The organism is Flavobacterium pectinovorum (assembly GCF_006438875.1).
Lineage (GTDB): Bacteria > Bacteroidota > Bacteroidia > Flavobacteriales > Flavobacteriaceae > Flavobacterium > Flavobacterium pectinovorum_A.
The window spans coordinates 184,593-196,925 of sequence record NZ_RCZH01000007.1; the positions used below are offsets into that span (position 1 = coordinate 184,593).

General features: G+C 30.8%; 12 protein-coding genes. All 12 read left to right on the forward strand.

Features of this window, described 5'->3' with window-relative positions:
* Positions 1 to 3: 3 nt before the first annotated feature.
* The 12 genes from gmd (at position 4) to EAH81_RS12265 (ending at position 12,314) form a co-directional block, all read left to right on the forward strand.
* Positions 4 to 1,122, forward strand: coding sequence for a GDP-mannose 4,6-dehydratase (gene gmd / locus EAH81_RS12210; RefSeq protein WP_140507359.1), 1,119 nt, complete (start codon positions 4 to 6; stop codon positions 1,120 to 1,122).
* Between the two features lie 47 nt (positions 1,123 to 1,169).
* Positions 1,170 to 2,102, forward strand: a complete 933-nt coding sequence (locus EAH81_RS12215; RefSeq protein WP_140507361.1) for a GDP-L-fucose synthase family protein — start codon at positions 1,170 to 1,172, stop codon at positions 2,100 to 2,102.
* 19 nt (positions 2,103 to 2,121) lie between these two features.
* Positions 2,122 to 3,087, forward strand: coding sequence for an MraY family glycosyltransferase (locus EAH81_RS12220; protein ID WP_140507363.1), 966 nt, complete (start codon positions 2,122 to 2,124; stop codon positions 3,085 to 3,087).
* The gene (locus EAH81_RS12225) at positions 3,084 to 3,512 is read left to right on the forward strand and encodes a WxcM-like domain-containing protein (protein WP_140507365.1); all 429 of its coding nucleotides are present in this window, start codon (positions 3,084 to 3,086) and stop codon (positions 3,510 to 3,512) included. Before EAH81_RS12220 ends, EAH81_RS12225 begins: the two co-directional genes overlap by 4 nt.
* Complete coding sequence (locus EAH81_RS12230; RefSeq protein ID WP_140507367.1) at positions 3,502 to 4,647, forward strand: DegT/DnrJ/EryC1/StrS family aminotransferase; 1,146 nt, start codon at positions 3,502 to 3,504, stop codon at positions 4,645 to 4,647. Before EAH81_RS12225 ends, EAH81_RS12230 begins: the two co-directional genes overlap by 11 nt.
* Before the next feature lie 21 nt (positions 4,648 to 4,668).
* Complete coding sequence (gene rfbC, locus EAH81_RS12235) at positions 4,669 to 5,217, forward strand: dTDP-4-dehydrorhamnose 3,5-epimerase (RefSeq protein ID WP_140507369.1); 549 nt, start codon at positions 4,669 to 4,671, stop codon at positions 5,215 to 5,217.
* Positions 5,217 to 6,062: a dTDP-4-dehydrorhamnose reductase gene (gene rfbD, locus EAH81_RS12240; RefSeq protein ID WP_140507371.1), complete on the forward strand. Its 846-nt coding sequence runs from the start codon at positions 5,217 to 5,219 to the stop codon at positions 6,060 to 6,062. Before rfbC ends, rfbD begins: the two co-directional genes overlap by 1 nt.
* An 85-nt stretch (positions 6,063 to 6,147) precedes the next feature.
* Entirely contained in the window at positions 6,148 to 7,032 is an 885-nt protein-coding gene (gene rfbA / locus EAH81_RS12245; protein ID WP_140507373.1) for a glucose-1-phosphate thymidylyltransferase RfbA, read from the forward strand.
* Positions 7,033 to 7,116: 84 nt separating this feature from the next.
* Positions 7,117 to 9,084 (forward strand): polysaccharide biosynthesis protein, encoded by a 1,968-nt coding sequence (locus EAH81_RS12250; RefSeq protein WP_140507375.1) that lies wholly within the window; start codon positions 7,117 to 7,119, stop codon positions 9,082 to 9,084.
* Between the two features lie 217 nt (positions 9,085 to 9,301).
* Positions 9,302 to 10,168 carry an ABC transporter permease gene (locus tag EAH81_RS12255; RefSeq protein ID WP_140507377.1) on the forward strand — a complete coding sequence of 289 codons (867 nt, stop codon included), beginning with the start codon at positions 9,302 to 9,304 and terminating at the stop codon, positions 10,166 to 10,168.
* A gap of 49 nt (positions 10,169 to 10,217) precedes the next feature.
* Positions 10,218 to 11,501, forward strand: a complete 1,284-nt coding sequence (locus EAH81_RS12260) for an ABC transporter ATP-binding protein (protein WP_140507379.1) — start codon at positions 10,218 to 10,220, stop codon at positions 11,499 to 11,501.
* A gap of 6 nt (positions 11,502 to 11,507) precedes the next feature.
* A complete protein-coding gene (locus EAH81_RS12265; protein WP_140507381.1) occupies positions 11,508 to 12,314 on the forward strand; it encodes a class I SAM-dependent methyltransferase in 807 nt (268 codons plus the stop codon).
* The last annotated feature ends 19 nt before the right edge of the window (positions 12,315 to 12,333 follow it).

Consider the following 12,333-nt stretch of genomic DNA (forward strand, 5'->3'; position numbering starts at 1 on the left):
AAAATGAAAGTAGCACTTATAACAGGTATTACAGGGCAGGATGGTTCGTATTTGGCAGAGTTATTATTAGAGAAAGGTTATATGGTTCATGGTGTTAAAAGAAGAGCATCTTCTTTTAATACACAACGTATTGATCATATTTATCAGGATTTACATGAAGTTCATGTAAATTTTAAATTACATTATGGAGATTTAACGGATTCTACTAATATTATTCGAATTATTCAAGAGGTACAGCCTGATGAAATTTACAATTTAGGAGCAATGAGTCACGTAAAAGTTTCTTTTGACTCGCCAGAATATGTTGCAAATGTTGATGGTATTGGTACATTAAGAATTTTAGAGGCAGTACGTATTTTAGGTCTGGAAAAGAAAACACGTATTTATCAAGCATCAACGTCTGAATTGTATGGTGGTTTGGCTGAAAATAAAAACGATAAAGGGTTTTATGATGAGAATTCTCCTTTTTATCCTCGTTCACCTTATGGCGTTGCTAAAATTTATGGTTTTTGGATTACTAAAAATTATCGTGAAGCCTATAATATGTATGCTTGTAATGGAATTTTGTTTAATCACGAATCACCTCGTCGAGGAGAAACTTTTGTAACTCGTAAAATAACTATGGCTACAGCAGCTATTGCTTTAGGAGAACAGGATTGCTTATATTTAGGAAATTTAGATGCTCAACGTGATTGGGGACACGCTAAAGATTATGTAGAAGCTATGTGGCGTATTCTACAACAAGATGTTGCGGAAGATTATGTGATTGCTATGGGAGAAACTACTTATGTACGTGATTTTGTTAAAATGTCATTTGGAGAAGTAGGAATAAGCATCGAATTCAAGGGAGAAGGAGTAAATGAAAAAGGTTATGTTGCTTCTTGTAGTAATCCGGACTATCAGATTGAAGTAGGGAAACAGATTATAGCCATTGATCCGCAATATTTCCGTCCAACAGAAGTAGACTTACTTATTGGAGATCCTACGAAATCAAAAACACAGTTGGGTTGGGTTCCAAAATATGATTTGGCTGGATTGGTAAAAGAAATGATGGCATGTGATCTTGACAATGTTCGTAGAGAAAAGATGTTGAAAGAAGTAAGATCATCAATTAAATATTAATTTTAAATTGATCAAACAATTTTATTCTTACATTAGAAAGTAACATTATGAACTTAAATGATAAAATATATGTAGCTGGACACCGCGGAATGGTGGGTTCAGCTATTCTACGTCGATTAAAAGCTGAAGGATATACAAATTTTGTTTTAAAAACTTCTGCCGAATTAGATTTAAGAAACCAACAAGCTGTAGTGGATTTCTTTGCCACAGAAAAACCTGATTATGTTTTTTTAGCCGCTGCAAAAGTTGGTGGAATTATTGCCAATAATACTTATAGAGGTGATTTTATTTATGAGAATTTGATGATTCAGAACAACGTAATTCATCAATCTTATTTGAATAACGTAAAGAAATTAATGTTTCTTGGTTCCTCCTGTATTTATCCAAAAATGGCTCCACAGCCGTTGAAAGAAGAGTATATGCTTACAGGAGAGTTAGAACCAACAAATGAACCTTATGCAATTGCTAAAATTGCCGGTATTAAAATGTGCGATGCATACAGAGATCAATTTGGCTGTAATTTTATTTCGGTTATGCCTACAAATTTGTATGGACCTAATGATAATTACGATTTAAAAAATTCTCATGTATTACCCGCAATGTTGAGAAAATTTATAATAGCAAAACGTAACCAAGAAGCTTCAGTAACTATTTGGGGAACAGGCAGTCCTAAAAGAGAATTTTTACATGCAGATGATTTAGCAGAAGCTTGTTTATTTTTAATGGAAAATTATAATGATTCCGGATTAGTAAATATTGGAATTGGTGACGATATATCAATCTTAGATCTTGCAATTTTAGTTAAAAAAGTTGTAGGATTTGAAGGAGAAATTCTAACAGATACAACGAAACCAGATGGTACCCCTCGTAAATTAATGGATGTTTCAAAATTAAACAGTTTTGGATGGACAGCTAAAATAGCTTTGGAAGAAGGAATCCAAAAAGTGTACAATGAAATTAAGGATACCAACTGGGAATAGATCAATAGCTTAGAAAATAATGCAATACACAATACTTGGGTTGATTTTAATGATTTTAATGCTTCTTTATTTTAAAGTTGCAAATCGTTTTAATATCATTGATAAACCAAATCAAAGAAGCTCGCACACAGAAATAACATTAAGAGGAGGAGGAATTATTTTTTGGTTTTCTGCTTTACTTTATTTTGTGCAGCATTTTCAAAATAACTATTTTTTCTTTACCGGAATAACTTTAGTTAGTCTCGTTAGTTTTTGGGACGATATTCAAAGTTTATCTAATAAAATTAGAATATCCATTCACTTTCTTGCAATAACTTTAATTTTTTATGATTTAGGATTGTTTACTGCTGTTCCTCTTTTTGCCATCGTTGCAGCATATATTTTAGCAATCGGATTAATAAATGCTTACAATTTTATGGACGGCATTAATGGAATTACAGGGCTATATACTTTAGTAGTTCTAGGAGCTTTATTATATGTTAATTCAAATATTCAGCTTTTTATAGATGGTGGTTTTATAAAGTATGGAATGGTTGCAAGCTTAGTTTTCCTTTTTTTTAATTATAGAAAAAAAGCCAAATGTTTTGCCGGCGATGTAGGAAGTATTGCAATTGCATTTTGGGTAATTTACTTAGTTCTCAAATTGGTTTTGGTAACAAATTCTTTAATCTGGCTTTTATTTTTGGCTGTTTATGGCATTGATGCTGTTTGTACAATTTTGCATCGTTTATACTTGAAACAGAATATTTTTGAAGCACATCGTCTACATTTATATCAGATTTTAAGTAATGAATATCAAATACAACACAGATTAGTGTCGTTGTATTATGCTTTGGTTCAAACTATCATTTCCACTTTGGTTATCTTTTTATATCAAAAAGTTAATGATACATTATTGTTTTTAATTGTCATAATGCCTCTTCTTTTGATCTATACATTGAAATTTTATTTGTTAAACAAGAAAAAGCTAAAACTGGATCTATGATTCCGAATATAATTGAAGGAGGTAATTTTTTAGATCATCGAGGGAGTATTTCCTATGTAAATGATTTTAGATTTGATGATATTGAAAGATTTTATATCATCAGTAATTCCGAAGAAAATCCAATTCGTGCCTGGCAAGGACATAAGCTGGATGCTAAGAACTTTTATTGCATTAACGGATCTTTTAATATTCATTTTGTCAAAATTGATAATTGGGAAAATCCATCTAAAAATCTGGAAATAGAAATGATATTCGTTTCTGCCTCAGAAAGTAAGATTGTTCATATTCCGCCAGGTTATGCAAATGCAATCGAATCATTGGAAAAAGATTCTAAGTTAATCTCATTTTCTACTTTGCCATTAGCAAATGTAAAAGAAGATGAGGCTCGTTATAGTTCTGATTATTGGGAAATTAATGGAAAATAACAGAGTTTTTCTATCATTATCTCAACAAAGTGGTTTTGAGCAAGATTACGTAAAGAACGCATTAGATTCAAATTGGATAACTTCCGGTGGGCCAAATGTTTCTGAGTTTGAAGAGAAATTAGAAAATTATATTGATGATGAATCTTTAGTAGTTGCCTTAAATTCTGGAACATCTGCAATTCATTTAGCATTAATTTTGTTGGGTGTCGCATCCGGAGATGAAGTGATATGTCAAAGTATGACTTTTTCGGCTTCTGTGAATCCAGTGTTATATCAAGGCGCAATTCCAGTTTTTGTAGACAGCGAATTTGACACCTGGAATATTTGCCCGGAGAATCTTGAAATAGCAATAAAAGACAGAATCCAAAAAGGGAAAAAACCAAAAGCGATTATTGCCGTTCATATTTATGGTAACCCCTATAAAATTGATGAAATTCATTCTATTGCAGATAAATATCAAATTCCGATTATAGAAGATAGTGCTGAAGCACTGGGGAGTTCTTATAAAAGTAAAAAGTGTGGGACGTTTGGTGATTTTGGTGTTTTTTCATTTAATGGGAATAAAATTATTACTGCTTCAAGCGGAGGGGGATTAATTACAAAATCAAAATTGCTAAAGGAAAAGGCTATTTTTTATGCCAATCAGTCAAAAGATAAAGCAATACATTATCAGCATAGTGAAGTGGGATATAATTACCGGATGAGTAATATTTGTGCTGGTATTGGTCTTGGGCAAATGCATATATTGGATGAAAATATTAATGCTCGTAGGGAAATGCACCTTTTTTACGAATCAATTTTTAAAGATATTCCTAACGTAAAATTATATCAAAGTATAAATGAGGATTATTTTTCTAATTATTGGTTAAGTACTATTTTAATTGAACCTGATATTGAAAATAATATAAATGGAGAAAGTTTAAGAAAAGGACTTGAGATTGCTAATATTGAATCTCGTCCACTTTGGAAACCACTACATTTACAGCCTGTTTTTGAAAAATATCCTTATTATGGAAATAAGGTTGCGGAAGATTTATTTAAAAAGGGTTTGTGTTTGCCTTCAGGGTCAAACCTTACATCGGAAGATAGAAATAGAATCAAGGAAGCAATTTGTCTTTTCTTTGAAAAAAAATGAAATAAGATTTGGAATTTTAATATGAGAATAGAAAAAACATTTATAAAAGATTTATTAATAGTCGAGCCGATAGTTTTTGAAGATGAACGAGGTTATTTTTTTGAAGCTTACAGCAAGACAAAATTCCGTGATTTGGGTATTGATATCAAGTTTGTGCAAGATAACCAGTCTTATTCAAAAAAAGGTACATTACGTGGCTTACACTATCAAAATCCACCCTATGCACAAACAAAATTAGTACGCGTTCTAGAAGGTGAAATTATGGATGTTGCTGTAGATTTAAGGAAAGATTCTCCAACGTACGGTAAATCATTTAGTGTTTTACTTTCAGCTGAAAATAAAAAACAATTACTTGTTCCACAAGGTTTTGCTCACGGATTTTCAGTTCTAAGTGATACGGCATCTGTTATGTACAAATGCGACCAATTTTATAATAAAGAGTCGGAGGGCGGAATTAAATTTGATGATCCGTCATTAAGTATTGACTGGGGAATTAGTTTAGAAGAAGCTATCGTTTCTGAAAAAGATCAAATTTTGCCTTTTATTGAAAATTGTAATAGTTTATTTTAATGAAAAAAATTCTTGTAACGGGTGCAAATGGACAATTAGGGAGTGAACTTAAAGTTTTATCTTCAAGATATTCTCAATTTGATTGGGTTTTCGCAAATAGAATAACAGTTACGTTAGATAATTTAGTATTGCTGAAAGAACAATTAAATGAGATTGACCCGGATATAATATTGAATTGTGGTGCCTATACAGCTGTAGATAAAGCAGAAGCAGAGAAAGAACAAGCCTTTATGGTTAATCATCTGGCTGTTGAGTTAATAGCTAGATATAGCGAAGAAAATAAAGCGAAATTAATTCATATTTCTACTGATTATGTTTTTGACGGATCATCTTCTATTGCATTAAATGAAGAAGCTGAAACAAATCCTATAAACATATACGGGGAAAGCAAAAGAGCAGGAGAGATTGCATGTATGAAAGAAAATCTGAACTCAATTATTATTCGAACATCTTGGGTTTATAGTAAATTTGGAAATAATTTTGTTAAGACAATGCAACGTTTAATGCAGGAAAGAGAATTGATAAATGTTGTAAACGATCAAATTGGTTCGCCAACTTATGCTGCCGATTTGGCACAGGCAATGATAGAAATTATTGAATCTCCAAATTGGATTCCTGGAATTTACAATTATTCTAACGAAGGTGAAATAAGTTGGTTTGAATTTGCGTTGGCTATAAAAGAATTTGGTGGATATAATTGCAATATTAAAGGTATTCCATCAGCATCTTATTTAACACCGGCAAAACGTCCTAAGTTTTCGCTATTGGATAAATCAAAAATTAAATTGATTTACGGTTTGGGTATTCCAAATTATAAAAAGAGTTTAAAAAAAATGTTTGCTTAAAATAGAAACGGTTTTAATATTTCAATGAAAGAGTTTTTTAAAAACAATCCTTTGATCTAAAATTTAAAATCAAAAATCAGAATTTATGAAAGGAATTATTTTGGCAGGAGGTTCTGGAACTCGTTTGCATCCTTTAACACTTGCGATGAGTAAACAAATGATGCCGGTTTATGATAAACCAATGATTTATTATCCATTATCAACTTTGATGATGTCTGGTATTAATGAAATATTGATTATTTCTACTCCGCATGATTTACCAAATTTTAAAAAATTATTAGGAGATGGATCGACTTTGGGGTGTAAATTTAGTTATGCTGAGCAAGCTATCCCGAACGGTTTGGCACAGGCTTTTGTAATTGGAGAGGAGTTTATTGGTACTGATGATGTCGCTTTAATTTTGGGAGACAATATATTTTTTGGATCAAATATGCAGGAACTTTTAAAATCAAACACAAAACCAAGTGGCGGAGTTGTTTTTGCTTATCATGTTTCAGATCCGGAGCGTTATGGAGTTGTAGAATTTGATGAAAATTTGAAAGCAATTTCAATTGAAGAAAAGCCGGAAGAGCCTAAATCTAACTATGCAGTTCCTGGGTTGTACTTTTATGATAATTCAGTTGTTGAAATAGCAAAAAATATTAAACCCAGCGCTCGTGGCGAATATGAAATTACTGATGTGAATAAGGTATATCTGGAAAGAGAAGCATTAAAAGTTGGTATTTTAAGCAGAGGAACAGCTTGGTTAGATACCGGAACGTTTAATAGTTTAATGCAAGCTGGACAATTTGTTCAGGTACTTGAAGAAAGACAAGGTTTGAAAGTAGGTTGTATCGAAGAAATCGCTTGGAGACAAGGGTTTATAAATGATAGTCAACTTGAAGAACTGGCATTACCTTTAGTCAAATCCGGATACGGATCTTACCTAATAGAATTCTTAAAACAAAAGAGAAAAGGTGTTAAATTGTAATTTGCATTAATAAATGATTTTTTAAAACCTTTAATTTGTATTTTTGTAAGTCATACACAGCTTATACAATTAAACTGAACCAAATTGGATACAGATAAATCAACCCAAATAGTCTCTTTATTACTTAATGCTTTCTCGCCAAGAAATTTGAGGGCAAGTATTAATAATCTTAGTTACTTACCTAGATGGATCATTATTGCAATAGATATAATGGTTCTTATTTTTTCATTTACTTTTACTTATATGTTGTTTGAAGGGACAGCATTAGGTTATATTGTAACTTCTCATCATTTTTACTTTGTTGGGAGTTTGATCGTAGTAAATATTTTTTTCTTTTGGCTTTTTAGAACCTATTCAGGAATTATTAGGCATTCGTCATATATAGACGCTATAAAATTGCTGTTTTCTCAGATGTCAGTCTTGGTGTTCTTTTTATTTTTCAATTTAGTTTTTGAATTGTATACTGGACATAAGGCATTTCTAAATACAGCTCTTTTTATTAATTTAGTGTTGTCATTTTGCGGTTTGTTTTTATATCGTGTTATTGTAAAACAAACTTTCGAATTGTATTTTTCAGAGAAAACGAATTCTAAGTTAATCAGAACAGTTATTTATGGAACAGATGCAAATGCAATTTCAGTAGCAAATGCATTAAAATTTGAAACCCCTTCTAGATTTAAAATTGTTGGTTTTGTAGATAAAAATAATCAAAATGCATCTAAGCGAATGCTCGATTTGCCAATTTTGATTTTGAGAAAAAAATTACCTGCTTTGATGCGTTCTGTAGCCGCAGAAGGTGTCATTATTGCAGATAAAAGTTTGTCTAAGGAAGAACAATTAATTATTGTTGATCAATGTTTAGAATTTAACTATAGAGTTTATACCGTTCCACTAATTTCGGATTGGGAAAATCAAAAGGAGATTTCTCAGAAAGTAAAAAATATCCAAATTGAAGATTTGTTAGAAAGAAAACCTATCGTTCTGGATAGTAGATCAATTTCAAAACAATTAAAAGACAAAACGGTTCTTATTACAGGAGCTGCCGGTTCAATTGGTAGTGAAATAGTAAGACAAGTATTAGGCTTCAATCCTAAAGTGGTTATTATTTTAGATCATGCCGAAACACCGCTTCATAATTTGTGCTTGGAAACCTTTGCAATAGGCTCTCAATCAAAAATTGTTGCAGTAATTGCGGATGTAAAAAGTAAAAAAGCACTCGAGAAAGTTTTTAAAAATTATAATCCACATGTTGTTTTTCATGCTGCTGCATATAAGCACGTTCCCTTGATGGAGGAAAATCCTTCGCAGGCTATTTTGACAAATATTAAAGGGACTAAAACCTTAGCAGATTTATCTTGTAAATACCAAGTCAAAAAATTTGTTATGGTTTCAACAGATAAAGCTGTTAACCCTAGTAATGTCATGGGAGCGAGTAAACGTATAGCCGAGAAATATGTACAATCTTTATATTTAAAAAATCAAAAAGAAAATTCCGAAGTTGTCACAAAGTTTATTACAACCCGTTTTGGAAATGTTTTGGGATCAAACGGATCTGTTGTTCCCTTGTTTACAAAACAAATTGCCGAAGGTGGACCAGTTACGATAACACATCAGGATATAATTCGTTACTTTATGACTATCCCAGAAGCTTGTCAATTGGTTTTAGAAGCAGGAGCAATGGGTAATGGAGGTGAGATTTATATTTTTGATATGGGTAAACCGGTTCGTATTATTGATTTGGCTAAAAAAATGATTAAACTGGCAGGATTTATTCCGGACAAAGAAATCAAGATAAAAATTGTTGGATTAAGACCTGGAGAAAAACTTTACGAAGAGTTATTAAATGATACTTCTAAAACATTGCCTACTTATCATAATAAAATTATGATTGCACAGGAAATTCAGGATGAATACGAAAATCTTCATACAGAGATCGACGAATTAATAGGTATCGCAGATTTTTATGATAATGACGACATTGTTGCTAAGATGAAAAAAATTGTCCCGGAATTTAAAAGTATGAATTCAGCTTTTGAAGTCTTAGATAAATAAAAATTTATAAAACAGAATTATATAAAATTCAGAATATAGAAAAGTAAAAGGTGTTTTTTTAAAAACGCCTTTTTGTTTTTTTAGCAATTTTTAAACGATTAAAAATCTTGTTAATTTAAAAAATGAAAGTAATTTCATTAATTGCACAATAGATTTGTAAATATATTTTAATAAATAAAGAAATTCCCATAGCATTAATTGTTGGGAAATATAAAAAATGAATACAACAAATAATACCAATCAATGGCTATTTGAAATAACGCCAAAAAACAAGTTCTTCTCATTAAATCTTAAAGAAGTTTGGCAATATCGAGATCTATTATTTCTTTTTGTTAAGCGAGATGTAATAACGGTATATAAACAAACTATTTTGGGACCGCTTTGGTACTTGATTCAACCCTTATTTACTTCTATAACCTTTACGATAATATTTAATAATGTAGCAGGTATCGATACAGGTACAATTCCTCCATTTTTATTTAACTTAGCTGGAATTACAGTCTGGAATTATTTTACAGCTTGCCTCAATGGTACTTCAGATACATTCAAAGCCAATGCCGGAATATTTGGTAAAGTTTATTTTCCTAGAATTATTACACCTCTATCTGTAGTTATTTCTACTTTGATCAAATTCGGAATCCAATTTCTAATTTTTATAGTCTTTTATATTTACTATTACTTTAATGGTGCCAATCTATCTGTAAATAGCTCAATCTTATTTTTCCCTATTCTGATAATCATCATGGGGATTTTAGGTTTAGGATTAGGAATGCTGATTTCTTCAATGGTAACAAAATATAGAGATTTTAGTAATTTAATTGGTTTTGGTATACAGCTGCTTATGTATTTATCGGCAGTTATGTATCCCATGGAATTAATTAAGCAAAAGTTGCCAAAGTATGGTTGGATTGTTGATTATAATCCTTTGGCATATGTAATTGAAACCAGTAGATATATGCTTTTAAATGTAGGTCAAATTTCAATTTTGGGATTAGTCTATACATTAGGAATAACAATTGTCATATTTTTTATAGGTCTTTTAGTTTTTAATAAAACAGAAAAAAGCTTTATCGATACGGTTTAGTTTTTTTAGATGAAAATCATAATTCATAATTTATAATTACATTTTACAGTTGGAAAAAGATATTATTTTAAAAGCCGAAAACATTTCTAAACAATATCGTTTAGGACAAGTAGGGACTGGTACATTGAGTCATGATTTAAATCGATGGTGGTATCAAATACGAGGAAAAGAAAATCCATACTTAAAAATTGGAGATATAAATGATCGCTCAACAAAAGGAACTTCTGATTACGTTTGGGCTTTGCAGGATATTAATTTTGAAGTTGAACGTGGAGAAGTTTTAGGGATTATTGGAAAAAATGGTGCAGGAAAATCAACACTTTTAAAAATATTATCTAAAGTAACCGCTCCAACAACAGGAAGTATAAAGTCGCGTGGAAGAATCGCATCTCTGTTAGAAGTTGGAACTGGTTTTAATGGAGAAATGACAGGAAGAGAAAATATTTTCTTAAATGGAGCAATTCTTGGAATGACCAAAAAAGAAATTACTTCAAAACTTGATGAGATTATTGAATTCTCAGGTTGTGAGCGCTATGTAGATACGCCAGTGAAAAGGTATAGCAGTGGAATGACAGTTCGTTTAGCATTTGCTGTTGCAGCTTTTTTAGAACCGGAAGTTTTAGTAATTGATGAGGTTTTAGCAGTTGGAGATGCTGAATTTCAAAAGAAAGCAATTGGTAAAATGCAGGATATTTCCAGAGGTGAAGGCAGAACAGTTTTGTTTGTGAGTCATAATATGGCAGCTGTAAAAAGTTTGTGTACTCGAGGAATTGTTTTAGAGCATGGAAAAGTAGTTTTTGAGGGAGGAATTGAAGATTGTATAAATCAATATTTTAATGATTTAATGCAGTTAACTCAAAGAAAGTGGAATCCGGAAGCAAGTCCGCAAACTGATTTCTTGAGATTACTGGAGGCAAAAGTATTAAATGAAAATGATGAATTAACATTGAATCATTTGATCTCTAATTCGATAATATTGGAGTTTACATATGAAATTATTAAAGAAGAAAGATTGTTTACTCATGGATTTAATTTATATAATAGTCAGAATATCCATATATTAAGTTCTCATGATAAAGATTCTCAGACTCTAAAAAGCTCATTAAAGAAAGGGATATATAAAAAGAGAATTGTACTACCGGGCAATTTACTGGCTGAAGGAAATTATTCATGTAGTTTTGCTATAATGACATATAATCCTTTTTTTGTTGAATTTCATGAAATAGATATTGTAGGGTTTAATATTATTGATGAAGTTGGCCAACATACTGCAAGAGGAAATTATAGTGGTAATTTCCCTGGAGTTGTTAGACCAATCTTAAAATGGAAATAAAAAATTATGAAAAATTGGACAGGCGAAAGATTAGAAACTTTTATTTATAATCGAATAGCAATTGAACATTTACATAGATATGCAATCGCAAGTGATTATGTAAAAGATAAAGTAGTTTTAGATATTGCCAGTGGAGAAGGGTATGGTGTAAGTTTAATGAGTAAGAAAGCTTCGTTTGTATATGGAGTTGATATTGATAAATCAAGTATTGATGAAGCTAAATTAAAATATAAAGACGAAAATATTGAATTTTTAGAAGGCAGTACAAGCGCAATTCCTTTAGAAGACAATAGTGTTGATATTGTTGTTAGTTTTGAAACAATTGAGCATCACGGTGAACACGATGAAATGATGATCGAGATAAAAAGAGTTTTAAAAGCAAATGGGTTATTGATAATATCTACGCCAGATAAATTACACTATTCAGAAAATCGAAACTTAATAAATGAATTTCATGTTAAAGAATTATACAAAGATGAATTCTCTGATTTAGTTTTTAAATATTTTAATAATGTTCAATTACTTTCGCAAATTTTTAGTAATGGTAGCTCAATTGTTCAAGAGGATAAATATCAAAAAGATTTGAGCTTTTATTATGGGAATTATTTTGGGATTAAAAATAGAGTTATAAACCCGATGTTTTTAATAATAATAACCTCCGATGTTGATTTTCAAAAACAAAATACTTCTATTTTTGACGGCGGAAATTTCATGAAGAATGAGTTATTTGAAGAGTTTCGAACGAGTATTACATATAGAGTTGGACATTTTGTATTATTGCCATTCAAATTTTTGAAAAGGATATTAAAATAAAGTTATTATCAGGAAAGTT

Coding starts and splice junctions, on each gene's coding strand:
- rfbD (WP_140507371.1), top strand. CDS start 5,217: ATGAAAAAAATTCTTGTAACGGGTGCAAATGGACAATTAGGGAGTGAA.
- EAH81_RS12265 (WP_140507381.1), top strand. CDS start 11,508: ATGAAAAATTGGACAGGCGAAAGATTAGAAACTTTTATTTATAATCGA.
- EAH81_RS12230 (WP_140507367.1), top strand. CDS start 3,502: ATGGAAAATAACAGAGTTTTTCTATCATTATCTCAACAAAGTGGTTTT.
- rfbC (WP_140507369.1), top strand. CDS start 4,669: ATGAGAATAGAAAAAACATTTATAAAAGATTTATTAATAGTCGAGCCG.
- rfbA (WP_140507373.1), top strand. CDS start 6,148: ATGAAAGGAATTATTTTGGCAGGAGGTTCTGGAACTCGTTTGCATCCT.
- EAH81_RS12220 (WP_140507363.1), top strand. CDS start 2,122: ATGCAATACACAATACTTGGGTTGATTTTAATGATTTTAATGCTTCTT.
- EAH81_RS12255 (WP_140507377.1), top strand. CDS start 9,302: ATGAATACAACAAATAATACCAATCAATGGCTATTTGAAATAACGCCA.
- EAH81_RS12215 (WP_140507361.1), top strand. CDS start 1,170: ATGAACTTAAATGATAAAATATATGTAGCTGGACACCGCGGAATGGTG.
- gmd (WP_140507359.1), top strand. CDS start 4: ATGAAAGTAGCACTTATAACAGGTATTACAGGGCAGGATGGTTCGTAT.
- EAH81_RS12225 (WP_140507365.1), top strand. CDS start 3,084: ATGATTCCGAATATAATTGAAGGAGGTAATTTTTTAGATCATCGAGGG.